The 26,044-nt window shown below is 70.9% G+C and carries 21 protein-coding genes; 18 read left to right on the forward strand and 3 right to left on the reverse strand.

Annotation, left to right across the window (positions count from 1 at the left end):
• The first annotated feature begins 135 nt into the window (after positions 1–135).
• From secD to IE273_RS10670, 4 genes are all read left to right on the forward strand, one after another.
• Positions 136–1,938, forward strand: coding sequence for a protein translocase subunit SecD (gene secD / locus IE273_RS10655; RefSeq protein WP_189814889.1), 1,803 nt, complete (start codon positions 136–138; stop codon positions 1,936–1,938).
• A 3-nt stretch (positions 1,939–1,941) separates the two neighbouring features.
• Positions 1,942–3,063 (forward strand): protein translocase subunit SecF, encoded by a 1,122-nt coding sequence (gene secF, locus IE273_RS10660; protein WP_189814890.1) that lies wholly within the window; start codon positions 1,942–1,944, stop codon positions 3,061–3,063.
• Entirely contained in the window at positions 3,060–3,599 is a 540-nt protein-coding gene (locus IE273_RS10665; RefSeq protein WP_189814891.1) for an adenine phosphoribosyltransferase, read from the forward strand. Before secF ends, IE273_RS10665 begins: the two co-directional genes overlap by 4 nt.
• A gap of 254 nt (positions 3,600–3,853) precedes the next feature.
• Entirely contained in the window at positions 3,854–6,391 is a 2,538-nt protein-coding gene (locus IE273_RS10670; protein ID WP_189814892.1) for a RelA/SpoT family protein, read from the forward strand.
• An 85-nt stretch (positions 6,392–6,476) separates the two neighbouring features.
• Here IE273_RS10670 and IE273_RS10675 read toward each other — a convergent pair whose 3' ends face one another.
• Entirely contained in the window at positions 6,477–7,706 is a 1,230-nt protein-coding gene (locus tag IE273_RS10675) for a DUF349 domain-containing protein (protein WP_189814893.1), read from the reverse strand.
• Between the two features lie 177 nt (positions 7,707–7,883).
• Positions 7,884–8,720 carry a peptidylprolyl isomerase gene (locus tag IE273_RS10680; RefSeq protein ID WP_189814894.1) on the reverse strand — a complete coding sequence of 279 codons (837 nt, stop codon included), beginning with the start codon at positions 8,718–8,720 and terminating at the stop codon, positions 7,884–7,886.
• Positions 8,721–8,889: 169 nt separating this feature from the next.
• Between IE273_RS10680 and IE273_RS10685 the strand changes: the two genes are divergently transcribed.
• The 5 genes from IE273_RS10685 to rpsD all read left to right on the forward strand — a co-directional run bounded on the left by IE273_RS10685 (position 8,890) and on the right by rpsD (position 14,077).
• Positions 8,890–9,606, forward strand: a complete 717-nt coding sequence (locus tag IE273_RS10685) for an MBL fold metallo-hydrolase (RefSeq protein WP_189814895.1) — start codon at positions 8,890–8,892, stop codon at positions 9,604–9,606.
• 13 nt (positions 9,607–9,619) lie between these two features.
• Positions 9,620–10,882: a histidine--tRNA ligase gene (hisS, locus tag IE273_RS10690; protein WP_014671542.1), complete on the forward strand. Its 1,263-nt coding sequence runs from the start codon at positions 9,620–9,622 to the stop codon at positions 10,880–10,882.
• A gap of 219 nt (positions 10,883–11,101) precedes the next feature.
• Positions 11,102–11,758, forward strand: a complete 657-nt coding sequence (locus IE273_RS10695; protein WP_189814896.1) for a vitamin K epoxide reductase family protein — start codon at positions 11,102–11,104, stop codon at positions 11,756–11,758.
• Positions 11,759–11,801: 43 nt separating this feature from the next.
• The gene (locus IE273_RS10700) at positions 11,802–13,157 is read left to right on the forward strand and encodes a replication-associated recombination protein A (protein WP_189814897.1); all 1,356 of its coding nucleotides are present in this window, start codon (positions 11,802–11,804) and stop codon (positions 13,155–13,157) included.
• Positions 13,158–13,462: 305 nt separating this feature from the next.
• Positions 13,463–14,077: a 30S ribosomal protein S4 gene (gene rpsD / locus IE273_RS10705; RefSeq protein WP_014671539.1), complete on the forward strand. Its 615-nt coding sequence runs from the start codon at positions 13,463–13,465 to the stop codon at positions 14,075–14,077.
• A gap of 21 nt (positions 14,078–14,098) precedes the next feature.
• Here the strand turns inward: rpsD and IE273_RS10710 are convergent, their stop codons facing one another.
• On the reverse strand, positions 14,099–16,270 hold the full coding sequence (locus IE273_RS10710) for an ATP-binding protein (RefSeq protein ID WP_189814898.1): 2,172 nt from the start codon (positions 16,268–16,270) through the stop codon (positions 14,099–14,101).
• A 163-nt stretch (positions 16,271–16,433) separates the two neighbouring features.
• Here IE273_RS10710 and IE273_RS10715 point away from each other — a divergent pair, with 163 nt between their 5' ends.
• From IE273_RS10715 to aroB, 9 genes are all read left to right on the forward strand, one after another.
• Positions 16,434–16,871, forward strand: a complete 438-nt coding sequence (locus IE273_RS10715) for a DUF948 domain-containing protein (RefSeq protein ID WP_086011507.1) — start codon at positions 16,434–16,436, stop codon at positions 16,869–16,871.
• A 16-nt stretch (positions 16,872–16,887) separates the two neighbouring features.
• A complete protein-coding gene (locus tag IE273_RS10720) occupies positions 16,888–17,235 on the forward strand; it encodes a hypothetical protein (RefSeq protein ID WP_189814899.1) in 348 nt (115 codons plus the stop codon).
• Positions 17,235–19,907: an alanine--tRNA ligase gene (gene alaS / locus IE273_RS10725; RefSeq protein ID WP_189814900.1), complete on the forward strand. Its 2,673-nt coding sequence runs from the start codon at positions 17,235–17,237 to the stop codon at positions 19,905–19,907. Before IE273_RS10720 ends, alaS begins: the two co-directional genes overlap by 1 nt.
• A gap of 14 nt (positions 19,908–19,921) precedes the next feature.
• The gene (gene ruvX / locus IE273_RS10730) at positions 19,922–20,386 is read left to right on the forward strand and encodes a Holliday junction resolvase RuvX (protein ID WP_189814901.1); all 465 of its coding nucleotides are present in this window, start codon (positions 19,922–19,924) and stop codon (positions 20,384–20,386) included.
• Positions 20,387–20,507: 121 nt separating this feature from the next.
• Complete coding sequence (gene mltG / locus IE273_RS10735) at positions 20,508–22,184, forward strand: endolytic transglycosylase MltG (protein ID WP_229887151.1); 1,677 nt, start codon at positions 20,508–20,510, stop codon at positions 22,182–22,184.
• On the forward strand, positions 22,165–23,004 hold the full coding sequence (locus IE273_RS10740; protein ID WP_189814902.1) for a shikimate dehydrogenase: 840 nt from the start codon (positions 22,165–22,167) through the stop codon (positions 23,002–23,004). Before mltG ends, IE273_RS10740 begins: the two co-directional genes overlap by 20 nt.
• Before the next feature lie 163 nt (positions 23,005–23,167).
• Positions 23,168–24,352 (forward strand): chorismate synthase, encoded by a 1,185-nt coding sequence (aroC, locus tag IE273_RS10745; RefSeq protein WP_189814903.1) that lies wholly within the window; start codon positions 23,168–23,170, stop codon positions 24,350–24,352.
• Positions 24,353–24,384: 32 nt separating this feature from the next.
• Positions 24,385–24,867, forward strand: coding sequence for a shikimate kinase (locus tag IE273_RS10750; RefSeq protein WP_189815010.1), 483 nt, complete (start codon positions 24,385–24,387; stop codon positions 24,865–24,867).
• Complete coding sequence (aroB, locus tag IE273_RS10755; RefSeq protein ID WP_189814904.1) at positions 24,864–25,955, forward strand: 3-dehydroquinate synthase; 1,092 nt, start codon at positions 24,864–24,866, stop codon at positions 25,953–25,955. Before IE273_RS10750 ends, aroB begins: the two co-directional genes overlap by 4 nt.
• The last annotated feature ends 89 nt before the right edge of the window (positions 25,956–26,044 follow it).

Raw genomic sequence — 26,044 nt, forward strand, 5'->3', positions numbered from 1 at the left:
CCGGGAGGCGCGACGGCGGCATGATGGCGCCCCGCGCATCCCGGGCGCGTCTGTTTCCCGCACGGGAGCCCGACACCATGTCATGGCCGACCGCGCCGACGGGGCGCGGGGCGGCCCGAGAGGGAGTACGAGAAGGTGGCAGCACCTAAGAGGGGCCGAAGCGCGAGCGCCCAGAGCAAGCCAGGGCGCTCGCTGGCCCTCATCCTGATCGCCATCGTGGCGCTCACCGGGGGGATGTTCCTCTCCGGGCACACCACTCCGCGTCTCGGTATCGACCTCGCCGGTGGCACGAGCATCACGCTCAAGGCGAAGGCCGACCAGGGGTCCGCGATCAACAAGGCCAACATGGACACCGCGGTCGACATCATGAACCGCCGTGTCAACGGCCTCGGCGTCTCCGAGGCGGAGGTGCAGACCCAGGGGACCGACAACATCATCGTCAACATCCCCAAGGGCACCAACTCCAAGGAGGCCCAGGAGCAGGTCGGCACCACCGCCAAGCTGTACTTCCGGCCGGTCCTGGCCAGCGAGCCCAGCGGCGGCGCCGCGCAGAGCCCCTCGCCGAGCGCGTCCCCCAGCGGCGGCTCCTCGTCGAAGCCGAGCACCAGCCCGTCGTCCAGCGCCTCCTCGCCGCAGAAGGCCTCCTCGTCCGGCTCCTCGTCCGGCTCCGCGTCCCCCTCGGCCACGGCGACCTCCCAGGGCCGCGCCGTCACCGACGCGCTGAAGGCCGACTCCACCCCCTCGCCGAGCGCTTCCTCCTCCGGCAGCGGCAAGCCGTCGGCCACCCCCTCGGCCACCCCCAGCGGCGGCACGAACGCGGACTCCAAGCTCCAGGCCCAGTACGCGGCCCTGGATTGCAGCAAGGCCACCGACCGCGCCAACGCCGGCAAGAACGCCAAGCCCGGCGAGACCACCGTGGCCTGCGGCGAGATCGACAAGGTTTGGTACAAGTACCTGCTCGGCCCCGCCGCCGTGGACGGCACCGAGGTGAAGAAGGCGCAGGCGGTCTTCGACACCCAGGGAGCCTCCGGCTGGCAGGTCCAGATGACCTTCACCGGCAGCGGTTCCAAGAAGTTCGCGGACATCACCGGCGAGCTGGCCAAGAACCAGCCCCCGCAGAACGAGTTCGGCATCGTCCTCGACGGAGAGGTCATCTCCAGCCCGTACGTCAGCTCGGCCATCACCGGCGGCCAGGCGGAGATCTCCGGCAGCTTCAAGCAGGAGGAGGCCCAGAGCCTCGCCAACGTGCTGTCTTACGGCGCCCTGCCGCTCTCCTTCCAGGAGCAGTCCGTCACCACCGTCACCGCCGCGCTCGGCGGTGAGCAGCTGCACGCCGGTCTGCTCGCCGGCGCGATCGGTCTCGCGCTCGTCGTGATCTACCTGGTGGTCTACTACCGCGGCCTGTCCGTCGTGGCCATGGCGTCCCTGGTGGTCTCCGCGATCCTCACCTACGTGATCATGTCGCTGCTCGGCCCGGCCATCGGCTTCGCGCTGAACCTGCCCGCCGTCTGTGGTGCCATCGTCGCCATCGGTATCACCGCGGACTCGTTCATCGTGTACTTCGAACGCATCCGGGACGAGATCCGCGAGGGCCGCACGCTGCGTCCCGCCGTCGAGCGGGCCTGGCCGCGCGCCCGGCGCACCATCCTGGTCTCCGACTTCGTGTCGTTCCTCGCCGCCGCGGTGCTGTTCATCGTCACGGTCGGCAAGGTGCAGGGCTTCGCCTTCACCCTGGGCCTCACCACGCTGCTCGACGTGGTCGTCGTCTTCCTCTTCACCAAGCCGCTGATGACGCTCCTGGCCCGCCGCAAGTTCTTCGCGAACGGCCACAAGTGGTCCGGACTCGACCCGAAGGGCCTCGGTGCCAAGCCGCCGCTGCGCCGCACCCGCCGTCCCGCCGGTCCCGCCGCCGGCCCCGTCGACCCGAAGGAGGCGTGAGCGATGTCGAAACTCGGCAACCTCGGCGCTCGACTGCACCGCGGCGAGATCTCTTACGACTTCGTCGGCAAGCGCAAGATCTGGTACGGCATCTCGATCCTGATCACCATCACGGCCATCGTCGGCCTGGCGGTGCGCGGCCTGAACATGGGCATCGAGTTCCAGGGCGGCGCGGTCTTCACGACGCCCACGAAGATGAGCACGTCGGTGGCCCAGGCCGAGGAGTACGCCAACACGGCCTCCGGCCACCAGGCGGTCGTGCAGAAGCTCGGCAACGGCAGCCTGCGCATCCAGATCGCCGGCATCGACACCGGCCAGTCCGACAAGATCAAGCAGGAGCTGGCCAAGGACCTGAACCTCGACCCCGAGAAGCTCGCCGCCGACCTGGTCGGCCCGAGCTGGGGCGAGCAGATCGCCAACAAGGCCTGGGAGGGCCTGGGGATCTTCATGGTCCTCGTCGTGATCTACCTGGCGATCGCCTTCGAGTGGCGCATGGCCGTCGCGGCGCTCGTCGCCCTGATCCACGACATCACCATCACGACCGGTATCTACGCCCTGGTCGGCTTCGAGGTCACGCCCGGCACGGTCATCGGTCTGCTGACCATCCTCGGTTACTCGCTCTACGACACGGTCGTCGTCTTCGACAGCCTCAAGGAGCAGACGAAGGACATCACCAAGCAGACCCGGTTCACCTACGGCGAGATCGCCAACCGGTCGATCAACGGCACCCTGGTCCGCTCCATCAACACCACGGTCGTCGCCCTGCTGCCGGTCGCCGGTCTGCTCTTCATCGGCGGCGGCTTCCTCGGCGCGGGCACGCTCAACGACATCTCCCTGTCGCTGTTCGTCGGCCTCGCGGCCGGTGCCTACTCGTCGATCTTCATCGCCACGCCGCTCGTCGCCGACCTGAAGGAGCGCGAGCCCGCGATGAAGGCCCTCACCAAGCGGGTCCTGGCCAAGCGCGCCCAGGCCGGCGCGGAGGGGGACCTCGCCGCGGAGACCGGGGCCGACGCCGGTGACGACGCCGACGACGCCGACGACGCCGCTCCCGCCGTGGTGGGCCCGCGCAACCAGCCCGCCTCCCGTGGCCGGGGCCGCGGCCGGACCTCGGGGAAGCGCCGATGACCGACATCCAGGAGCTGCTGCTCAGCCGCATCCGTGACGTCGCCGACTACCCGGAGCCAGGGGTGATGTTCAAGGACATCACCCCGCTCCTGGCCGATCCGGCGGCCTTCACCGCGCTCACCGACGAGCTGGCCGGGATCGCCGCCAACACCGGCGCGACCAAGGTCGTCGGCCTGGAGGCCCGGGGCTTCATCCTCGGCGCCCCGGTCGCCGTCCGCGCCGGCCTCGGCTTCATCCCCGTCCGCAAGGCGGGCAAGCTGCCGGGGGCCACCCTGCGCCAGGCGTACGACCTGGAGTACGGCTCGGCGGAGATCGAGGTGCACGCGGAGGACCTGGTCACCGGCGACCGCGTCCTGATCGTGGACGACGTCCTGGCCACCGGCGGCACCGCCGAGGCCGCGATCCAGCTCATCCACCGCGCGGGCGCCGAGGTCTCCGGCCTCGCGGTCCTGATGGAACTGGGCTTCCTGGACGGCCGCTCCCGCCTGACGCCGGCCCTCGGCGGAGCCCCGTTGACGGCCCTCCTCCAGGTCTGACCGCTCACGTCCGACCGATCCGCACAGCGCGACGGCCGCCCCGGAGGACACCGGGGCGGCCGTCGTCGTACGGACACGTGCCGCACACCCGCGGATCCCCCCGAGGACACCTCCCGGAATCCCCCGGTGGCCCCCCGCGTTGCACGGGTACACGGTCCTCACATCCGCCTCCAGGCGATGACCGGGCGCAGGATCGCTACCATGGGGTTTCCGGAGCCTGACCGAGGGACCCGGATCGCGCACGAGGAGTCCTCTTGCCAGACGAGGCCCAGCCACTGACCGCCGCCAAGCCCGAGCCCGCCTCGGCCCCCGCGGCGAAGCCCGCGCCGAACGCTTCCCACGTGAAGAACGACACCCGCGGGACGGTCCAGCGCGCCCAGTCCGCGCCCGTCGAGAAGAGCGCCGAGTCCTCGCGCCCCAAGCCCGCCCCGCCCGAGCGCCCGGCGCAGCCGCCCGTGGTCCGCCAGCCGGTCACGCCGCCCACCCGCACCGGCTCCTCCAACCGCGTCCGGGCCCGCCTCGCCCGCCTCGGCGTCCAGCGCGCGAACCCGTACAACCCGGTCCTGGAGCCGCTGCTGCGGATAGTGCGCAGCAACGACCCCAAGATCGAGAACTCCACGCTGCGCCAGATCGAGCGCGCCTACCAGGTCGCCGAGCGCTGGCACCGCGGCCAGAAGCGCAAGAGCGGCGACCCGTACATCACGCACCCGCTCGCGGTCACCACCATCCTCGCCGAGCTGGGCATGGACCCGGCCACGCTGATGGCCGGGCTGCTGCACGACACCGTCGAGGACACCGAGTACGGGCTGGAGGACCTGCGCCGCGACTTCGGCGACGTCGTGGCCCTGCTCGTCGACGGCGTCACCAAGCTGGACAAGGTCAAGTTCGGCGAGGCCGCGCAGGCCGAGACCGTGCGCAAGATGGTCGTCGCCATGGCCAAGGACCCGCGCGTCCTGGTCATCAAGCTCGCCGACCGCCTGCACAACATGCGCACCATGCGCTACCTCAAGCGCGAGAAGCAGGAGAAGAAGGCGCGCGAGACGCTGGAGATCTACGCGCCGCTCGCCCACCGCCTGGGCATGAACACCATCAAGTGGGAGCTGGAGGACCTCGCGTTCGCGATCCTCTACCCCAAGATGTACGACGAGATCGTACGGCTGGTGGCCGAGCGGGCACCGAAGCGTGACGAATATCTGGCCATAGTGACCGACGAGGTCCAGGCCGACCTGCGTGCCGCCCGCATCAAGGCGACCGTCACCGGCCGCCCGAAGCACTACTACAGCGTCTACCAGAAGATGATCGTGCGGGGCCGCGACTTCGCCGAGATCTACGACCTGGTGGGCATCCGCGTCCTCGTCGACACGGTCCGCGACTGCTACGCCGCCCTCGGCACGGTGCACGCGCGATGGAACCCGGTCCCCGGCCGGTTCAAGGACTACATCGCGATGCCCAAGTTCAACATGTACCAGTCGCTGCACACGACGGTCATCGGCCCCAACGGCAAGCCGGTCGAGCTCCAGATCCGCACCTTCGACATGCACCGGCGCGCCGAGTACGGCATCGCCGCGCACTGGAAGTACAAGCAGGAGGCCGTCGCCGGCGCCTCCAAGATCCGCACCGACGCGCCGAAGACGTCCGCCAAGGACAAGGACGCCATCAACGACATGGCGTGGCTGCGACAGCTCCTGGACTGGCAGAAGGAGACCGAGGACCCCAGCGAGTTCCTGGAGTCCCTGCGCTTCGACCTGTCCCGCAACGAGGTCTTCGTCTTCACCCCCAAGGGCGACGTCATCGCGCTGCCGGCCGGTGCCACCCCGGTGGACTTCGCGTACGCCGTCCACACCGAGGTCGGCCACCGCACCATAGGGGCGCGGGTCAACGGCCGCCTCGTACCGCTCGAATCCACCCTGGACAACGGCGACCTGGTGGAGGTCTTCACCTCCAAGGCGGCCGGCGCCGGCCCGTCCCGGGACTGGCTCGGCTTCGTCAAGTCGCCCCGGGCGCGCAACAAGATCCGTGCCTGGTTCTCCAAGGAGCGCCGGGACGAGGCGATCGAGCACGGCAAGGACGCCATCGTGCGGGCCATGCGCAAGCAGAACCTGCCGATCCAGCGGATCCTCACCGGCGACTCCCTGGTCACGCTCGCGCACGAGATGCGCTACTCGGACATCTCCGCGCTGTACGCGGCGATCGGCGAGGGCCATGTCTCCGCGCAGAACATCGTGCAGAAGCTCGTCCAGGCCCTCGGCGGCGAGGAGGCCGCGACCGAGGAGATCGACGAGACGGTCCCGCCGTCCCGCACCCGGGGCCGCAAGCGCCGCTCCAGCGCCGACCCTGGCGTCGTCGTCAAGGGCGTCGAGGACGTGTGGGTCAAGCTGGCCCGCTGCTGTACGCCCGTGCCCGGTGACCCGATCATCGGTTTCGTCACGCGCGGCAGCGGTGTCTCGGTTCACCGCAGCGACTGCGTCAACGTGGATTCCCTGTCCCGCGAGCCCGAGCGCATCCTGGACGTCGAGTGGGCGCCCACCCAGTCCTCGGTCTTCCTGGTCGCCATCCAGGTCGAGGCGCTGGACCGCTCCCGGCTGCTCTCGGACGTCACCCGGGTCCTGTCCGACCAGCACGTCAACATCCTGTCGGCGGCCGTCCAGACGTCCCGCGACCGCGTGGCCACCTCCCGCTTCACCTTCGAGATGGGCGACCCGAAGCACCTCGGCCACGTCCTGAAGGCCGTCCGGGGCGTGGAGGGCGTCTACGACGTCTACCGCGTGACATCGGGCCGCAGCCGCTCGTAGGACGGCTCCGGCCCCACACGAGCCCCCGCACAGGGAAGGGCCCCGTACGCTCGTACGGGGCCCTCTGCGGTACGCGGCGGGGGATTCAGCCGCCGAACTCCTGCAAGCCCTTCAGCGCCTGGTCCAGGAGCGCCTGACGGCCCTCCAGTTCCCTCTCCAGCTTGTCGGCCCTGGCGTTGTTGCCCTGGGCGCGCGCCTGCTCGATCTGCGCCTTCAGCTTGTCCACGGCGGCCTGGAGCTGACCGGTCAGACCCTCCGCACGCGCGCGTGCCTCCGGGTTCGTCCGGCGCCACTCGGCCTCCTCGGCCTCCTGGATCGCCCGCTCGACGGCGTGCATCCGGCCCTCGACCTTCGGCCGCGCGTCCCGCGGGACGTGACCGATGGCCTCCCAGCGCTCGTTGACCGAGCGGAAGGCGGCCCGCGCGGCCTTCAGATCGGTGATCGGAAGGAGCTTCTCGGCCTCCTCGGCCAGCTCCTCCTTCAGCTTCAGGTTCTCCGACTGCTCCGCGTCCCGCTCGGCGAAGACCGAGCTACGGGCGGCGAAGAACACGTCCTGGGCGCCGCGGAAGCGGTTCCACAGGTCGTCCTCGTGCTCGCGCTGGGCGCGGCCCGCGGCCTTCCACTCCGCCATCAGCTCGCGGTACCGGGCGGCCGTAGGACCCCAGTCCGTCGAGTCCGACAGCGCCTCGGCCTCGGCGACCAGCCGCTCCTTGGTCCGGCGGGCCTCCTCGCGCTGCGCGTCCAGCTGCGCGAAGTGCGCCTTGCGCCGCTTGGAGAACGCCGACCGGGCGTGCGAGAAGCGGTGCCACAGCTCGTCGTCGGACTTGCGGTCAAGGCGCGGCAGCCCCTTCCACGTGTCCACCAGCGCCCGTAGCCGCTCTCCGGCGGCCCGCCACTGGTCGGACTGCGCCAGCTGCTCGGCCTCGACGACCAGGTCCTCCTTGGCCTTGCGGGCCTCGTCGGACTGCCGGGCCCGCTGCTGCTTGCGCTCCTCGCGGCGCGCCTCGACGGTCGCGACCAGCTTGTCCAGCCGCCCCCGCAGCGCGTCCAGGTCGCCGACCGCGTGGTGCGCGTCCACCTGCTCGCGCAGGTGGTCGATGGCGGCCTGGGCGTCCTTCGCCGACAGGTCGGTGGTCCGCACTCGCTTCTCGAGGAGGCCGATCTCGACAACCAGGCCCTCGTACTTGCGCTCGAAGTAGGCCAGCGCCTCCTCGGGGGAGCCGGCCTGCCAGGAACCGACGACCTGCTCGCCGTCGGCCGTACGCACGTACACGGTCCCCGTCTCGTCGACGCGGCCCCACGGGTCGCTGCTCACAGCGCCTCCTCCACATGATGCCTGCGAGGGGCCTCAGCGCCCCCGGGCATCGTCCACAGTTTCGTCACGGCCAACATAGGCGACCAGCGGGTTGCCTGTCCGCATCCAGCGCGACCGAAATTCGGCAGTCGGCCGTTCCCGGCCCCCGTTGACCTCAGGACTTGGTGACGGCCGGCCTCAGGACTTGCCGACGGTCGCCTTGTTGATCACGACCGTCGCGTTCGGCGCACCGTCACCGGCACCCGTGTTCTCGCCGGCCGCGGCGATCTTGTTCAGCACCTTCATGCCCGCCGCGTCGATCGTGCCGAACGGGGTGTAGCTGGGCGGCAGGGGGCTGTCCTTGTAGACGAGGAAGAACTGGCTGCCGCCGGTGTGCTTCTGGCCGGTGTTGGCCATCGCCACCGTGCCCGCCGGGTAGGTGTTGTTCTTCAGGCTCGCGTCCTTGAGGTTCTCGTCCGGGAGCGTGTAGCCCGGACCGCCCATGCCGGTGCCCTGCGGGTCGCCGCACTGGAGGACGTAGATGCCCTGGGTGGTCAGGCGGTGGCACTTGGTGTGGTCGAAGTAGCCCTTGCCCGCGAGGAAGTCGAACGAGTTCACCGTGTGCGGGGCCGCCGACGTCTTCAGCGCGATGCCGATGTCACCGCACGTCGTCGCGAGCTTCAGCGTGTACTTGGCCGACGTGTCGATCGTCATCGCCGGCTCCTTCTTCCAGCTCAGCTTCTCCGCCGAGCCGGCCGCCGGCTTCGCGCACGGGTCCGGGGCCTTGCTGGTCGGCGCGGCGCTCGTGCTGGCGCCGGGGGTGACCTCGGCGCTCGCGTTCTCCTTCTTGTCGCCGTCGTCCTTCAGCACCCCGGTCGTGTACAGGGCGACGCTGCCGATCACGACCACGCCCAGTACCGACGCGATCACGGAGTTGCGCAGGCGGGCCTTGCGCCGCGCCTCGGTGCGCCGCTGCTGCTGCCGCAAGAACTTCTCCCGGGCGAGCTGACGCCGCCGCTGCTCCTGGCTGACCACCGGGTTGTCTCCTCATGCGTGTCGTGTGTCGGGCGGCACGCGTGCGTCCTCGTGCTCCGACCGCTGCGTGTAGCCCCGTACCGTATATGGGTTCGCTGAGGAAACGGCAGCGCCGGTAGGCTCTGACTCCAGCGGAAGCCGCCTGTAACCGACACAACGAAGGACGATCGTGCTCATTGCCGGGTTCCCCGCCGGGGCCTGGGGGACGAACTGTTATCTCGTCGCCCCCGCCGCCGGTGAGGAGTGCGTGATCATCGACCCCGGCCACCAGGCCGCCGAAGGCGTCGAGGAAGCACTGGAGAAGCATCGGCTCAAGCCCGTCGCCGTCGTCCTCACCCACGGCCACATCGACCATGTCGCCTCGGTCGTCCCCGTCTGCGGGGCGCACGACGTCCCGGCCTGGATCCACCCCGAGGACCGGTACATGCTGAGCGACCCCGAGAAGGCGCTCGGCCGCTCCATCGGCATGCCGCTGATGGGCGAGCTGACCGTGGGGGAGCCGGATGACGTGAAGGAGCTGACGAACGGCACCAGCCTCGAACTGGCGGGTCTGGAGTTCTCCGTCGCGCACGCGCCGGGCCATACCAGGGGGTCGGTGACCTTCCGGATGCCCGAGACCGCCGACATCCCGTCGGTGTTCTTCTCCGGGGATCTGCTGTTCGCCGGCTCCATCGGACGCACCGACCTGCCGGGCGGATCCATGGAGGACATGTTGCGGTCGCTGGCCCGCGTGTGCCTGCCGCTCGACGACTCCACCGTGGTGCTGTCCGGCCACGGCCCCCAGACGACCATCGGCCAGGAGCGCGCCACCAACCCCTATCTGCGGGAAGTGGCCGCAGGCCGCCAAGATCGCGGCGCCGCCGAGGCTCCCCGACGAGGAATGTGACGAGAGACCTTCCGTGAGCACCTTCCAGGCCCCCAAGGGCACCTACGACCTGATCCCGCCGGACTCGGCGACGTATCTGGCGGTCCGCGAGGCGATCGCCGCTCCGCTGCGCAACTCCGGCTACGGCTACATCGAGACCCCCGGCTTCGAGAACGTCGAACTCTTCGCGCGCGGTGTCGGCGAGTCCACCGACATCGTGACCAAGGAGATGTACGCCTTCGAGACCAAGGGCGGCGACAAGCTCGCCCTGCGCCCCGAGGGCACGGCGTCCGTGCTGCGCGCGGCACTGGAGGCCAACCTGCACAAGTCGGGCAACCTCCCGGTCAAGCTCTGGTACTCCGGTTCCTACTACCGCTACGAGCGCCCCCAGAAGGGCCGTTACCGGCACTTCTCCCAGGTCGGCGCGGAGGCGATCGGCGCCGAGGACCCGGCGCTCGACGCCGAACTGATCATCCTGGCCGACCAGGCGTACCGCTCGCTGGGCCTCAGGAACTTCCGCATCCTGCTGAACAGCCTCGGCGACAAGGAGTGCCGCCCGGTGTACCGGACGGCGCTCCAGGAGTTCCTGCGCGGCCTGGACCTGGACGAGGACACGCGCCGCCGCGTCGACATCAACCCGCTCCGGGTCCTCGACGACAAGCGCGAGTCGGTCCAGAAGCAGCTCACCGGCGCGCCGCTGCTGCGCGACTACCTGTGCGACGCGTGCAAGGCGTACCACGAGGAGGTCCGTGAGCTGATCACCGCCGCGGGCGTCTCCTTCGAGGACGACCCGAAGCTGGTGCGCGGCCTGGACTACTACACCCGCACCACCTTCGAGTTCGTGCACGACGGTCTCGGCTCGCAGTCCGCGGTGGGCGGCGGCGGGCGCTACGACGGCCTGTCCGAGATGATCGGCGGCCCGGCGCTGCCGTCCGTCGGCTGGGCCCTGGGCGTCGACCGCACGGTCCTCGCGCTGGAGGCCGAGGGCGTGGAACTGGACATCCCGGCGTCGACCAGCGTCTACGCCGTCCCGCTCGGCGAGGAGGCCCGCCGGGTGCTGTTCGCCAAGGTCACCGAGTTGCGCAAGGTGGGCATCGCGGCGGACTTCGCCTACGGCGGCAAGGGCCTGAAGGGCGCCATGAAGAACGCCAACCGCTCGGGCGCCCGCTACGCGATCGTCGCCGGTGAGCGCGACCTCGCCGAGGGCGTCGTCCAGCTCAAGGACATGGAGTCCGGAGAGCAGGCGGCGATCGGCGTGAACGAGATCGTGGCGGAGCTGGAAGCGCGGCTCGGCTAGCGGCACACACGCGCGCGTGGGCGCTGGACGCTCTCCCGAGGGGGTGTCCGGCGCCTTCGTCGTACGTACCGCGAGGCGGCCGGCGCTGTCCGGAACCGAGCAGGCGGTACCCGTCGTACGTACATCCTTATGCGGAGCGAACGGTGCGCACACACGCGTGTGCGGCACAATGACCCGTGCCCGAAGATGGTCCAAGTCTCAAGTGACGGAATCGGCGTGATGAGCAAGTCGACAGTCAAAGACGTCTCCGCGGAGCCCGGCCCGGAGCGCGCCGCCGACGCCCCGCGCGCGGTGGGCGGCAGCCGCGCCTTCGCCATCCTGCTGGTGATCACCGGCGCGGCCGGACTGCTGGCGGCCTGGGTCATCACGATCGACAAGTTCAAGCTGTTGGAAGCCAAGGTCGCCGGCAAGACGTTCACCCCCGGGTGCAGCCTCAACCCGGTCGTCTCCTGCGGCAGCGTCATGGAGAGCAAGCAGGCCGCCGCCTTCGGCTTCCCCAACCCGATGCTCGGCCTCGTCGCCTACGGCATCGTCATCTGCGTCGGCATGAGTCTGCTGGCCCGCGCCCGGTTCCCGCGCTGGTACTGGCTGACCTTCAACTTCGGCACGCTCTTCGGCGTGGCCTTCTGCACCTGGCTCCAGTTCCAGTCCCTGTACCGGATCAACGCGCTGTGCCTGTGGTGCTCGCTGGCGTGGGTCGCCACGATCACCATGTTCTGGTACGTCACCTCGTTCAACATCCGCAACGACTTCCTGCCGTCCCCGCGCTGGCTGAAGTCCTTCTTCGGCGAGTTCACCTGGGTGCTGCCGGTCGTGCACGTCGGCGTCATCGGCATGCTGGTCCTCACCCGCTGGTGGGACTTCTGGACCAGCTGACGGTCCCGGCCGGATTGTCAGTGCGGTGTTCTAGGGTTTCAGAGTGGAACCCGACCTCTTCACCGCAGCAGCAGAAGAACGCCAGGAGAAGGATCCGGCAGCCAGCCCCCTGGCGGTACGCATGCGCCCGCGCACCCTCGACGAGGTCGTGGGCCAGCAGCACCTGCTCGGACCGGGCTCCCCGCTGCGCCGGCTGGTCGGCGAGGGCAACGGCGGTCCGGCCGGCCCGTCCTCGGTGATCCTGTGGGGACCGCCCGGCACCGGCAAGACCACCCTGGCCTACGTCGTCTCCAAGGCGACGAACAAGCGGTTCGTGGAGCTGTCCGCGATCACCGCGGGCGTCAAGGAGGTCCGCGCGGTCATCGACGGCGCCCGCCGCGCCACCGGCGCCTTCGGCAAGGAGACCGTCCTCTTCCTGGACGAGATCCACCGCTTCAGCAAGGCCCAGCAGGACTCCCTGCTCCCGGCCGTGGAGAACCGCTGGGTGACCCTGATCGCGGCCACCACGGAGAACCCGTACTTCTCGGTGATCTCCCCGCTGCTCTCCCGCTCCCTCCTGCTCACCCTCGAACCGCTCACCGACGACGACATCCGCTCCCTGCTCCGCCGCGCGCTGAGCGACGAGCGCGGCCTCAAGGAGGCCGTCGCCCTCCCCGAGGACACCGAGGAGCATCTGCTCCGCATCGCCGGCGGCGACGCCCGCCGCGCCCTGACCGCCCTGGAGGCCGCCGCCGGGGCCGCCCTGGACCAGGGCGAGAGCGAGATCGGCCTGCGGACGCTGGAGCAGACGGTCGACCGGGCCGCGGTGAAGTACGACCGCGACGGCGACCAGCACTACGACGTCGCCAGCGCCCTCATCAAGTCCATCCGCGGCTCCGACGTCGACGCGGCCCTGCACTACCTGGCCCGCATGATCGAGGCCGGCGAGGACCCCCGGTTCATCGCCCGCCGCCTGATGATCTCCGCCAGCGAGGACATCGGCCTCGCCGACCCGAACGCGCTGCCCATCGCCGTGGCCGCCGCCCAGGCCGTCGCCATGATCGGCTTCCCGGAGGCCGCGCTCACCCTCAGCCACGCCACGATCGCCCTGGCCCTCGCCCCCAAGTCCAACGCCGCGACCACCGCGATCGGCGCCGCCCTGGAGGACGTACGCAAGGGCCTGGCCGGACCCGTGCCGCCGCATCTGCGCGACGGGCACTACAAGGGCGCGGCCAAGCTCGGCCACGCCCAGGGGTACGTGTACCCGCACGACCTGCCCGAGGGCATCGCCGAGCAGCAGTACGCCCCGGACGCCCTGAAGGACCGCGAGTACTACACGCCGGGCCGGCACGGCGCCGAGGCCAGATACGCGGACGCCGTCGAGTGGACCCGCAAGCGCCTCGGTCGAAAGCGGTCCTGAGCACCCTGTAGACTGCTGCGAAGTGCTGAGTCCCGTGCTGTCAGAGCGGGACAACCAGCCGGAGGCCCGGTCCCGTGCGGACCGGCCCCAGGAGCGTCGCGCACCGTCGAACGGTGTCGCGGGCAGCCCACCACCACTCGGAGTCCCGGGACGGTCGGTGGGCCACTCGCGTGCTGCACGTATGTGCCCAGACCAGGGAAGCGGCTGCCCGGCAGGTCCCCTGCGGACCCGGCGGGTTTTCCCGGCTGCGGATGCGACCTCCCTGAACACTGACGAGCCGAACACTACGAAAGAGACGAAAGACAGTGGCGAACCAGTCCCGCCCCAAGGTCAAGAAGTCGCGTGCCCTCGGCATCGCGCTGACCCCGAAGGCCGTCAAGTACTTCGAGGCCCGCCCCTACCCGCCGGGTGAGCACGGCCGTGGCCGCAAGCAGAACTCGGACTACAAGGTCCGTCTGCTGGAGAAGCAGCGCCTGCGCGCTCAGTACGACATCTCCGAGCGCCAGCTGGTCCGCGCCTACGAGCGCGCGTCCAAGGTCCAGGGCAAGACCGGCGAGGCCCTGATCGTGGAGCTGGAGCGCCGCCTCGACGCGCTGGTCCTGCGTTCGGGCATCGCCCGCACGATCTACCAGGCCCGCCAGATGGTCGTGCACGGCCACATCCAGGTCAACGGCCAGAAGGTCGACAAGCCGTCCTTCCGCGTCCGCCCGGACGACGTCGTGCAGGTCCGCGACCGCTCCAAGGACAAGACGCTCTTCCAGATCGCCCGTGAGGGTGGCTTCGCCCCCGACGGCGAGACCCCGCGCTACCTCCAGGTGAACCTCAAGGCCCTGGCGTTCCGCCTGGACCGCGAGCCGAACCGCAAGGAAGTTCCGGTCATCTGCGACGAGCAGCTCGTCGTCGAGTACTACGCCCGCTGACCTCCGTCACGGCGTAAGTCCTCAGCCCGCCGTCTCCCCGCCCTTCCGGGTGGGCGAGGCGGCGGGTTCGCGCTGTCCGGAGCGGGAGGCCGGGACCGGCCCCCGGGGCGCGGGCAGCGCCGGCAGCGGCCGTCCGTCCTTGCGCAGCGCCCGGGCCACCGCGGTCTCCCGGTCCAGCCGCGCCCCCCGGCGCACCCACTCCTCGTACCGCTCGTCGCCCAGCGCCTCCCGGGCCATGGCCTCGCAACTCTCGTGCGGGGCGTTGTAGTAGGCCGAGCCGAACAGCGGCAGCCCGACCGAGGGCCAGATCCGCCCGGCGGCCCCCTGGAGCACCGCCGCCTCCACCGGATCGCCCTGCGTCACCGTCACCAGCGCCAGCAGCTCGATCGACAGCACCGTGCCCAGCAGGTCGTGGAAGCCGTGCGCGTTGTCCAGGCAGTCCGCCAGCAGCTCGCGCGCATGGACCGCGTCACCGCCCCGCCAGGCCGCGTACGCCAGCACGTACAGGGCGTACGACCGCGCCCACCGCTCCCCGTGGTCCTCGCACACCCGGCGCACGTCCTCGCACAGCCGCACCGCGTCCGGCAGATCCCCCTGGAACGCCCGCGTCATCGCCAGCTCCACCTGGCCCATCAGGACGTTGCTGTTCAGCTCGCCGATCTCCTGGTAGCGGTCCAGCGCCGACCGCAGCAGCGTTTCCGCGCGGGCCATGTCATCCGTGACCAGGGCGAGACAGCCGGTGCGGTGCTCGGCGTACGCCACCGCCGTCGGATCGGCCGACCGCTCCGCCTGCTCGCGGCACATCCGCAGCGCCCGGAGCGCCGCTACGGTGTCGCCCTGGAGGATCGCCACATAGCCGAGCACCCACAGCGCCTTCAGCCGGCACCGCTCGTACTCCGAGTCCAGCTCCAGGCCGCGCTCCAGCCACCGCCGCCCCTCCGCGAGCCGGCCGCACCCCACCCAGCAGAACCACAGCGCACCCGCCAGATGCTGGCCGAGGTGCGCCTCCTCCGGCTCGGTCAGGCAGAACTCCAGCGCGGTCCGCAGATTCGGCAGCTCCGCCTCGACCCGCGCGGCCACCTCGCGCTGCCGGGGCGAGAACCAGTCCAGCTCGCACAGGGTGGCGAGGCCCAGGTACCAGTCGCGGTGCCGTCTGCGCAGCCGGCCCGCGTCCCCGGTCGCCCCCAGCCACTCGGCGCCGTAGGCCCGGACGGTGTCCAGCATCCGGTAGCGCGGGCCCGCCGGGGTCTCCTCGCGGGAGACGACCGACTGGGCGAGCAGCTCCGACAGCACGTCCAGCACGTCCTCCGCGGCCAGCCCGTCCCCGCTGCACACGTACTCGGCCGCCTCCAGGTCGAAGGAGTGCGCGAACACCGACAGGCGGGCCCACAGCAGCCGTTCGTCCGGTGAGCACAGCTCGTGGCTCCAGCCGATCGCCGTGCGCAGCGTCTGGTGCCGGGGGAGGACGTCCCGGCCGCCACCGGTCAGCAGCCGGAACCGGTCGTCCAGGCGCCGCAGCAACTGCGCCGGGGACAGCGCCCGCAGCCGCCCGGCCGCCAGCTCCAGCGCCAGCGGGATGCCCTCCAGCCGCCGGCACAGCTCCCGCACCTCGGTGCCGTCGGCCACCGGCACGCCCTGCGCCCGGGCCCGGTCCGTGAACAGCTCCGCCGCCTCGTCCTCGCCGAGCGGCGCCAGCGGGAACAGCCGCTCGCCCGCGAGGTCCAGCGGACGCCGGCCCACGGCCAGCACCCGCAGCTCCGGGAGCTCGCGCAGCAGCTCCGCCGTCAGATCGGCACAGGCGGCCACCAGGTGCTCGAACCCGTCCAGCACCAACAGCGCCCGCCGCCCGGCCAGATGCTCCAGCAGCGCCTCCCGGGGCAGGCGCGTGGTGTGGTCGGTCAGCCCCAGCGCCTCCACGACCGCGTACTCCACGAACTGCGGGTCCCGCACCGCCGACAGCTCCACCCGCCCCCAGCCCGGGGCGCCCGCCGGGCCACCGGACGCCCAGCGCGCCGCCACCCGCGCGGCCAGCCGGGACTTGCCGACCCCGCCCACCCCGGTCACGGTCACCAGCCGTGCCTGGCCGAGCGCCGTCGTCAGCTCGGCCACCTCGGCCGAGCGCCCGACGAAAGAGGTGAGTTCGAGGGGTGGATCGCCGTCCGCCCAGGAGCCGGGACTGTGAGGACCTCGCATGGGACACGGAGCGTACTGAACCGTGTTCACCGCGTACAATCGCTTCCCGCAACTCCGCCCGCCCCACCCGGTAATCCGGTACGGAGCCTCCGCCACGGCGCGATAGGCTCGGGGCACTGCTTTTTTCATGGTTCAGATGTTCAGAGCACGTTTCAGGGAGCGGGTGCGCACAGTGTCCGGTGGTGAGGTGGCCGGGATCCTGGTGGCCGTCTTCTGGGCGATCCTGGTCTCCTTCCTCGCGGTCGCACTGGCGAGGCTGGCCCAGACGCTCAAGGCGACCACCAAGCTCGTGGCGGACGTGACCGACCAGGCGGTCCCGCTGCTCGCCGACGCCTCCCAGGCGGTGCGCTCCGCGCAGACGCAGATCGACCGGGTCGACGCCATCGCCTCCGACGTCCAGGAGGTCACCTCGAACGCCTCCGCGCTGTCCACCACCGTCGCCTCCACCTTCGGCGGCCCGCTGGTGAAGGTCGCGGCCTTCGGCTACGGCGTCCGCCGGGCGCTCGGTGGCCGCAAGGAGGAGGACGTGCCGGGGAAGTCGCCCCGGCGTACCGTGATCGTGGGCCGGACGGTCCCTGCCGCACGACGCAAGCGGAAGTAAGGACTGAGACCGAGCGATGTTCCGCCGTACGTTCTGGTTCAGCACAGGTGTCGCCGCCGGTGTGTGGGCCACCACCAAGGTCAACCGCAAGCTGAAGCAGCTGACCCCGGAGAGCCTGGCCGCCACCGCGGCGAACAAGGCCCTTCAGACCGGTCAGCGGCTGAAGGACCGCGCGGTCGGCTTCGCGCTCGACGTCCGCGACAACATGGCCCAGCGGGAGGCCGAGCTGGAGGAGGCGCTCGGCATCCAGGAGAGCCCCGGGCTCACGGCACCCCGGCGGTACGCCGCCATCGAGAACAACCGCAGCAACCCGCAGTACGTCGAGAACACGACGTACTCGTACAACCGGAATGAGGACCACTGATGGAGTCGGCCGAGATTCGCCGCCGCTGGCTGAGCTTCTTCGAGGAGCGCGGGCACACCGTCGTCCCTTCGGCGTCGCTCATCGCGGACGACCCGACTCTGCTCCTCGTCCCCGCCGGCATGGTGCCCTTCAAGCCCTACTTCCTGGGTGAGGTCAAGCCGCCCTTCCCGCGCGCCACCAGCGTGCAGAAGTGTGTGCGCACGCCCGACATCGAAGAGGTCGGCAAGACCACGCGGCACGGCACGTTCTTCCAGATGTGCGGCAACTTCTCCTTCGGCGACTACTTCAAGGAAGGCGCCATCAAGCTCGCCTGGGAGCTGCTCACCAGCCCCCAGGACAAGGGTGGTTACGGCCTCGACCCCGAGCGCCTGTGGATCACCGTCTACCAGGACGACGACGAGGCCGAGCAGATCTGGCACGAGGTCGTCGGCGTGCCCAAGGAGCGCATCCAGCGCCTGGGCATGAAGGACAACTTCTGGTCCATGGGCGTCCCGGGCCCCTGCGGCCCCTGCTCCGAGATCAACTACGACCGCGGCCCCGAGTTCGGCGTCGAGGGCGGCCCCGCCGTCAACGACGAGCGGTACGTGGAGATCTGGAACCTCGTCTTCATGCAGTACGAGCGCGGCGAGGGCACCGGCAAGGACAACTTCGAGATCCTCGGGGACCTGCCGAGCAAGAACATCGACACGGGCCTCGGCCTGGAGCGGCTCGCCATGATTCTGCAGGACGTGCAGAACATGTACGAGATCGACACCTCCATGGCCGTCATCAAGCGCGCCACCGAGCTGACCGGTGTCCACTACGGCGAATCGCACGCCTCGGACGTCTCCCTCCGCGTGGTCACCGACCACATGCGCACCGCCACCATGCTCATCGGCGACGGCGTCACCCCCGGCAACGAGGGCCGTGGCTACGTGCTGCGCCGCATCATGCGCCGCGCCATCCGCAACATGCGCCTGCTGGGCGCCACCGGACCGGTCGTCAAGGACCTGATCGACATCGTGATCCGGATGATGGGCCGGCAGTACCCCGAGCTGGTCACCGACCGCGAGCGCATCGAGAAGGTCGCCGTCGCCGAGGAGAACGCCTTCCTCAAGACGCTGAAGGCCGGCACCAACATCCTCGACACCGCCGTCACCGAGACCAAGGCCCAGGGCTCCAGCGTGCTGCCCGGCGACAAGGCCTTCCTGCTCCACGACACCTGGGGCTTCCCGATCGACCTCACCCTGGAGATGGCCGCCGAACAGGGCCTCTCCGTGGACGAGGAGGGCTTCCGCCGCCTGATGAAGGAGCAGCGGGAGCGCGCCAAGGCCGACGCCCAGTCCAAGAAGACCGGCCACGCCGACCTCGGTGCCTACCGCGAGATCGCCGACGCCGCCGGTGAGACCGACTTCATCGGCTACACCGACACCGAGGGCGAGTCCACGATCGTCGGCATCCTCGTCAACGGTGTCTCCTCCCCGGCCGCCACCGAGGGCGACGAGGTCGAGGTCGTCCTGGACCGCACCCCGTTCTACGCCGAGGGCGGCGGCCAGATCGGCGACACCGGCCGGATCAAGGTCGACTCAGGCGCCGTCATCGAGGTCCGCGACTGCCAGAAGCCGGTCCCCGGCGTCTACGTCCACAAGGGCGTCGTCCAGGTCGGCGAGGTGACCGTCGGCGCCAAGGCCCACGCCGCCATCGACACCCGCCGGCGCACGGCCATCGCCCGCGCCCACTCGGCCACCCACCTCACCCACCAGGCCCTGCGCGACGCCCTCGGCCCGACGGCCGCCCAGGCCGGTTCCGAGAACCAGCCCGGCCGTTTCCGCTTCGACTTCGGCTCCCCGTCCGCCGTGCCGACGGCCGTGATGACCGACGTCGAGCAGAAGATCAACGAGGTGCTCGCCCGCGACCTCGACGTGCGCGCCGACATCATGGGCATCGACGAGGCCAAGAAGCAGGGCGCCATCGCCGAGTTCGGCGAGAAGTACGGCGAGCGGGTCCGCGTCGTGACCATCGGCGACTTCTCCAAGGAGCTGTGCGGCGGCACGCACGTGCACAACACCGCCCAGCTGGGCCTGGTGAAGCTGCTCGGCGAGTCCTCCATCGGCTCCGGTGTGCGCCGTATCGAGGCCCTGGTCGGCGTCGACGCCTACAACTTCCTCGCCCGCGAGCACACGGTCGTCAACCAGCTGACCGAGCTGCTCAAGGGCCGCGCGGAGGAGCTGCCGGAGAAGGTCTCCGCCATGCTCGGCAAGCTGAAGGACGCCGAGAAGGAGATCGAGAAGTTCCGCGCCGAGAAGGTGCTCCAGGCCGCCGCCGGTCTCGCCGAGTCCGCCAAGGACGTGCGGGGCGTCGCCCTGGTCACCGGCCAGGTCCCGGACGGCACCACCCCGGACGACCTGCGCAAGCTGGTCCTGGACGTGCGCGGCCGGATCCAGGGCGGCCGGGCCGCCGTCGTGGCCCTGTTCACCGTCACCAACGGCAAGCCGCTCACGGTCATCGCCACCAACGAGGCCGCCCGCGAGCGCGGCCTCAAGGCCGGTGACCTGGTCCGTACGGCCGCCAAGACGCTCGGCGGCGGCGGTGGCGGCAAGCCGGACGTCGCCCAGGGCGGCGGCCAGAACCCGGCCGCCGTCGGCGAGGCCGTCGACGCCGTCGAGCGCCTGGTCGCCGAGACCGCCAAGTAGGGAACGGCCGAGACATGCGCAGAGGACGTCGGCTCGCGATCGACGTCGGGGACGCCCGGATCGGGGTCGCCTCGTGCGACCCCGACGGGATCCTCGCCACCCCGGTGGAGACCGTCCCGGGCCGGGACGTCCCCGCCGCCCACCGCCGGTTGCGTCAGCTGGTGGAGGAGTACGAACCGATCGAGGTCGTCATCGGCCTCCCTCGCTCCCTCAAGGGGGGCGAGGGCCCGGCCGCGGTCAAGGTCCGCGCCTTCGCGCAGGAGCTGGCCAAGGGCATCACGCCGGTGCCGGTGCGGCTGGTGGACGAGCGGATGACGACGGTGACGGCCAGTCAGGGGCTGCGTGCCTCGGGCGTGAAGTCGAAGAAGGGCCGTGCGGTCATCGACCAGGCCGCCGCCGTCATCATTTTGCAGCAGGCCCTGGAATCCGAACGGGTGTCAGGTGGACCACCCGGCGAAGGCGTCGAAGTGGTCATCTGATCGCGATACGGTAACGTTCCGCGCGATGCGCCGGTGTTCGAACAGCCGGGGCACAGCAAGAGGCGGAGCGGAAGCCGGCCCCCGGCCGCGTGACCGTCGGCCTCGCGGCTCTAGGGGATCGATGACTGAGTATGGCCGGGGCCAAGGCTCCGAACCGTGGCATCCGGAGGACCCGTTGTACGGGGACGGCGGATGGGGACGGCAGGCCCAGGCGGGCCCGCAGTCGCCCTACGGCGGCCAGCCGCAGCACCATCCGCAGGCGCCGCAGCACGGCGACTGGAGCCAGGAACAGCAGCCCGGGTACGGCGGGCAGCAGCACCAGTACCCCGACTACCCCGACTACCCCGACTACCAGGACGGATCGGGCCGGCCCGAGTACGACCAGCGGTTCGCCCACCAGACCCAGCAGCAGTTCCACCAGGGCGGCTGGGACGCGACCGGCACCCACGGCCACGTGCCCTACGCCGCCGACCCCGGTGACCCGTACGGCCAGCAGCCCATGGCCTACGGCGCGGAGCAGCCCGACTTCTACCCCACCGAGGACGCCTACCCGCCGCCGGAGCCGCCCGGCCGCCGGCAGCCCGAGCCGGAGCCCGAGCCGGCGGGCGAGGAGGAGCACGGCTTCTTCGCGGGAGGCGGCGGCGAGGACGACGAGGAGGAGCACGAGCTCCAGAGCCGGCGTGAGCGGCGCGGAAAGAAGCCCGTCAAGAGCAAGAAGCGGCGCACCGGCTGCGCCTGCATGGTGGTCGTCCTGGTGTTCGGCGGCGGCCTCGGCGGCGTCGGGTATTTCGGCTACCAGTTCTACCAAAATCGTTTCGGCACGGCTCCGGACTACGCGGGCGACGGCACCGGCCAGACGGTGACCGTCGAGATCCCGAAAGGCGCGGGCGGCTGGGAGATCGGCCGCCGCCTGAAAGAGGCCGGGGTCGTCAAGAGCGCCGAGGCGTTCGTCCACGCCCAGACCACGACTCCGGGCGGCGACGGAATCCAGGCCGGCGCCTATCTCCTGAAGAAGGAGATGTCCGCCGCCAGCGCCGTCCGGCTGATGATGGACCCGCGCAGCCAGAACAATGTGATCGTCACCCCCGGCGAGCGCAATTCCGGTGTCTACGCGGACATCGACAAGAAACTCGAACTGTCCGCGGGCACCACCAAGAAGGTCGCCCGTAAGAATTACCGGACCCTCGGCCTGCCGGCCTGGGCGCAGAACCAGAACAGCGACATCAAGGACCCGCTGGAGGGCTTCCTCTTCCCGGGCACCTATCCGGCCGCCAAGGGCATGAAGCCCGACGCCGTCCTGAAGCAGATGGTCACCCAGGCCAAGCTGAAGTACGCCGCCTACGGCCTGACCGGCAAGGCCAAGGCGCTCGGCCTGGACAACGCCTTCGAACTCGTCACGGTGGCCAGCCTGGTGCAGGCCGAGGGCAAGACCCACGACGACTTCCGCAAGATGGCCGAGGTGGTCTACAACCGCCTCAAGCCCACCAACACCGAGACCAACCGGCTGTTGCAGTTCGACTCGTCCTACAACTACCTCAAGGGCACGAGTAACATCCACATCTCCGAAAGGGAGATCACCGGCAACCAGGACCCGTACAACACGTACACTCACAAGGGACTTACGCCCGGCCCGATCGGCAACCCCGGCGAGGACGCGCTGAAGGCCACACTGAATCCGACGCACGACGGCTGGATCTACTTCGTGGCGACCGACGGGACGAACAACACCGAGTTCGCCAAGACCTTCACCGAATTCCAGGAACTCAGGGACAAGTTCAATGCCAACACGGGCAACTGACGGCCGCCGTGCCGCCGTGCTCGGTTCGCCGATCGCCCACTCGCTCTCCCCGGTGCTGCACCGGGCCGCGTACGACGCGGCCGGACTCACCGGCTGGTCGTACGACAGCTTCGACGTCGACGAGGCCGCCCTGCCCGGCTTCCTGGACAAGCTCGGGCCGGAGTGGGCGGGGCTGTCGCTGACCATGCCGCTGAAGCGGGCGGTCATCCCGCTGGTGGACGAGATCAGCGAGACGGCCGCCTCGGTCGACGCGGTCAACACGCTCGTCTTCACCGAGGACGGCCGCCGACTGGGCGACAACACCGACATCCCGGGCATAGTGGCCGCCCTGCGTGAGCACGGCATCGAACAGGTCGACTCCGCCGCCGTCCTCGGCGCCGGTGCCACCGCATCCTCCGCGCTCGCCGCGCTGGCCCGGATCTGCACCGGGGAGGTCGTCGCCTACGTCCGCAGCGGGGCCCGCGCCGCCGAGATGCGGCAGTGGGGCGAACGGCTCGACGTGGAGGTCCGCACGGCGGACTGGGCCGACGCGGCCGAGGCCCTGCGCGCCCCGCTGGTCATCGCCACCACGCCCGCCGGCACGACCGACGCCCTCGCCGCCGCCGTACCCGAACGCCCCGCCACCCTCTTCGACGTGCTCTACGATCCCTGGCCCACCGAGCTGGCGGCCCGCTGGTCCATGTTCGGCGGCGCCGTCGTCGGCGGCCTCGACCTGCTGGTCCACCAGGCCGCGCTCCAGTTCGAGCAGATGACCGGGCACACCCCGGGCCCCCTGGAGGCCATGCGGCACGCCGGCGAGCAGGCGCTCGCGGCCCGCTGACGCCCCGCACGCGTCCGCCTGCTGGACCGGCGGCCGGTCCGCGCCCCGGGACGTGGGAGGATCGGAGGTGGCGTACCGGGGTCGCGCACCCGGCGGCGCCGTCGCCCTACGCGAGGACGCGCGTAGCGCGGGCAGTACCGGGCGCGAGCACTGAGGAGCACCGTTGAGCAGGCTGCGTTGGCTGACCGCGGGGGAGTCCCACGGTCCCGCACTTGTCGCGACGCTGGAGGGTCTTCCCGCCGGCGTGCCGATCACCACGGAGATGGTGGCGGACCACCTGGCGCGGCGGCGGCTCGGCTATGGCCGCGGTGCGCGCATGAAGTTCGAGCGGGACGAGGTCACGTTCCTCGGCGGGGTCCGGCACGGGCTGACCCTCGGCTCCCCGGTGGCGATCATGGTGGGCAACACCGAGTGGCCGAAGTGGGAGCAGGTCATGGCGGCCGACCCGGTCGACCCCGAGGTGCTGGCGGGCCTGGCCCGCAACGCGCCGCTGACCCGCCCCCGCCCCGGCCACGCCGACCTGGCGGGCATGCAGAAGTACGGCTTCGACGAGGCCCGCCCGATCCTGGAGCGCGCCTCGGCGCGCGAGACGGCGGCCCGGGTGGCGCTGGGCGCGGTCGCCCGGTCGTACCTGAAGGAGACGGCCGGCATCGAGATCGTCTCCCACGTGGTCGAGCTGTGCTCCGTGAAGGCCCCGCGGGGCGTCTACCCCACTGCGGCCGATGTCGACAAGCTCGACGCCGACCCGGTGCGCTGCCTCGACGCGGACGCCTCGAAGGCGATGGTCGCCGAGATCGACCAGGCCCACAAGGACGGCGACACCCTGGGCGGCGTGGTCGAGGTGCTGGCCTACGACGTCCCGGTCGGCCTCGGCTCGCACGTGCACTGGGACCGCAAGCTGGACGCCCGCCTCGCCGGCGCGCTCATGGGCATCCAGGCGATCAAGGGCGTCGAGATCGGTGACGGCTTCGAGCTGGCCCGGGTGCCCGGTTCCCAGGCCCACGACGAGATCGTGGCCACGCCGGAGGGCATCCGGCGCGTCTCCGGCCGCTCGGGCGGCACCGAGGGCGGCCTCAGCACGGGTGAGCTGCTGCGAGTGCGCGCCGCGATGAAGCCGATCGCGACCGTGCCGCGCGCGCTCAGGACGGTGGACGTCACCACCGGCGAGCCCGCCCAGGCCCACCACCAGCGCTCCGACGTCTCCGCCGTCCCTGCGGCCGGCATCGTCGCCGAGGCCATGGTGGCACTCGTCCTCGCGGACGCGGTCGCCGAGAAGTTCGGCGGTGACTCCGTCCCGGAGACCCGCCGCAACGTCCGGTCGTACCTCGACAACCTGGCGATCCGGTGAGCGGCGTACCGGCGGTCGTCCTGGTCGGGCCGATGGGCGTGGGCAAGTCCACCGTCGGCCGACTGCTCGCCGAGCGCCTCGGCGTCGGCTACCGGGACACCGACGAGGACATCGTGACGGCCGAGGGCCGCAGCATCGCCGAGATCTTTGTGGACGACGGCGAGGCCGCCTTCCGCGCCCTGGAGAAGGCCGCCGTGCGGACCGCGCTCGCCGAGCACCGGGGCGTCGTCGCGCTGGGCGGCGGGACGGTCCTGGACGCGGACACCCGCGCGCTGCTGGCCGGGCAGCGGGTGCTGTACCTCTCGATGGAGGTCGAGGAGGCCGTCAAGCGCACCGGTCTGAACGTGGCCCGCCCGCTGCTCGCGGTCAACCCGCGCAAGCAGTGGCGGGAGCTGATGGAGGCGCGCCGGCACCTGTACGAGGAGGTCGCCACCGCCGTCGTCGCGACGGACGGCCGCACTCCGGAAGAGGTCGCGCAGGCGGCGCTGGACGCACTGGAGTTGAAGCAGGTATGAGCGAGGCAGTCACCCGGATCCAGATCGCCGGTACCGCGGGCACCGACCCCTACGAGGTGCTGGTCGGCCGGCAGCTCCTGGGCGAGCTGGCCGGGCTCATCGGGGCGAGGGCCAAGCGGGTCGCCGTGATCCACCCGGAAGCGCTGGCCGAGACCGGGGAGGCGCTGCGCGCCGACCTGGCCGGGCAGGGCTACGAGGCCGTGGCGATCCAGGTGCCCAACGCGGAGGAGGCCAAGACCGCCGAGGTCGCCGCCTACTGCTGGAAGGCGCTGGGCCAGTGCGGCTTCACCCGCACCGACGTCGTCGTCGGTGTCGGCGGGGGCGCCACCACCGACCTGGCCGGGTTCGTCGCCGGGACCTGGCTGCGCGGGGTGCGCTGGATCGCCGTCCCCACGACCGTGCTGGCCATGGTGGACGCGGCGGTCGGCGGCAAGACCGGCATCAACACCGCCGAGGGCAAGAACCTGGTCGGCGCCTTCCACCCGCCGGCCGGTGTCCTGTGCGACCTGGCCGCGCTGGGCTCCCTCCCGGTGCACGACTACGTCTCCGGACTGGCCGAGATCATCAAGGCGGGGTTCATCGTCGACCCGGTGATCCTGGACCTGATCGAGGCCGACCCGCAGGCCGCCCGCACCCCGGCGGGCCCGCACACGGCCGAGCTGATCGAGCGGTCGATCCGCGTCAAGGCCGACGTCGTCTCCTCGGACCTGAAGGAATCCGGCCGGCGGGAGATCCTCAACTACGGTCACACGCTCGGCCACGCCATCGAGAAGAACGAGCGGTACAAGTGGCGGCACGGGGCCGCGGTCGCGGTCGGCATGCACTTCGCCGCCGAACTCGGCCGCCTCGCGGGCCGCCTGGACGACGCGACGGCGGACCGCCACCGCAGCATCCTCGAATCCGTCGGCCTGCCGCTGCACTACCGCTACGACCAGTGGCCCAAGCTGCTGGAGGCGATGAAGGTCGACAAGAAGTCCCGTGGCGACCTGCTGCGCTTCATCGTCCTGGACGGCCTGGCCAAGCCGACCGTCCTGGAAGGGCCGGACCCGGCCGTCCTCCTCGCCGCCTACGGCGAGGTCGGCCAGTAGTCCCCGGACCGCTCCCCGCGTCCGATTTCCTTCGTCCGCCGGGCACTTCGGACCGCCCCCGGCCGTTTCACCAAACGACGGCCGGGGAC

The organism is Streptomyces olivaceoviridis (assembly GCF_014650115.1).
Taxonomy (GTDB): domain Bacteria; phylum Actinomycetota; class Actinomycetes; order Streptomycetales; family Streptomycetaceae; genus Streptomyces; species Streptomyces olivaceoviridis.

Excerpts from the sequence above, each read along its gene's own strand:
- secF (WP_189814890.1), top strand. The coding sequence starts at position 1,942 with ATGTCGAAACTCGGCAACCTCGGCGCTCGACTGCACCGCGGCGAGATC.
- IE273_RS10665 (WP_189814891.1), top strand. The coding sequence starts at position 3,060 with ATGACCGACATCCAGGAGCTGCTGCTCAGCCGCATCCGTGACGTCGCC.
- IE273_RS10695 (WP_189814896.1), top strand. The coding sequence starts at position 11,102 with ATGAGCAAGTCGACAGTCAAAGACGTCTCCGCGGAGCCCGGCCCGGAG.
- IE273_RS10710 (WP_189814898.1), bottom strand. The coding sequence starts at position 16,270 with ATGCGAGGTCCTCACAGTCCCGGCTCCTGGGCGGACGGCGATCCACCC.
- IE273_RS10720 (WP_189814899.1), top strand. The coding sequence starts at position 16,888 with ATGTTCCGCCGTACGTTCTGGTTCAGCACAGGTGTCGCCGCCGGTGTG.
- alaS (WP_189814900.1), top strand. The coding sequence starts at position 17,235 with ATGGAGTCGGCCGAGATTCGCCGCCGCTGGCTGAGCTTCTTCGAGGAG.
- ruvX (WP_189814901.1), top strand. The coding sequence starts at position 19,922 with ATGCGCAGAGGACGTCGGCTCGCGATCGACGTCGGGGACGCCCGGATC.
- mltG (WP_229887151.1), top strand. The coding sequence starts at position 20,508 with ATGACTGAGTATGGCCGGGGCCAAGGCTCCGAACCGTGGCATCCGGAG.
- IE273_RS10740 (WP_189814902.1), top strand. The coding sequence starts at position 22,165 with ATGCCAACACGGGCAACTGACGGCCGCCGTGCCGCCGTGCTCGGTTCG.
- IE273_RS10750 (WP_189815010.1), top strand. The coding sequence starts at position 24,385 with ATGGGCGTGGGCAAGTCCACCGTCGGCCGACTGCTCGCCGAGCGCCTC.
- aroB (WP_189814904.1), top strand. The coding sequence starts at position 24,864 with ATGAGCGAGGCAGTCACCCGGATCCAGATCGCCGGTACCGCGGGCACC.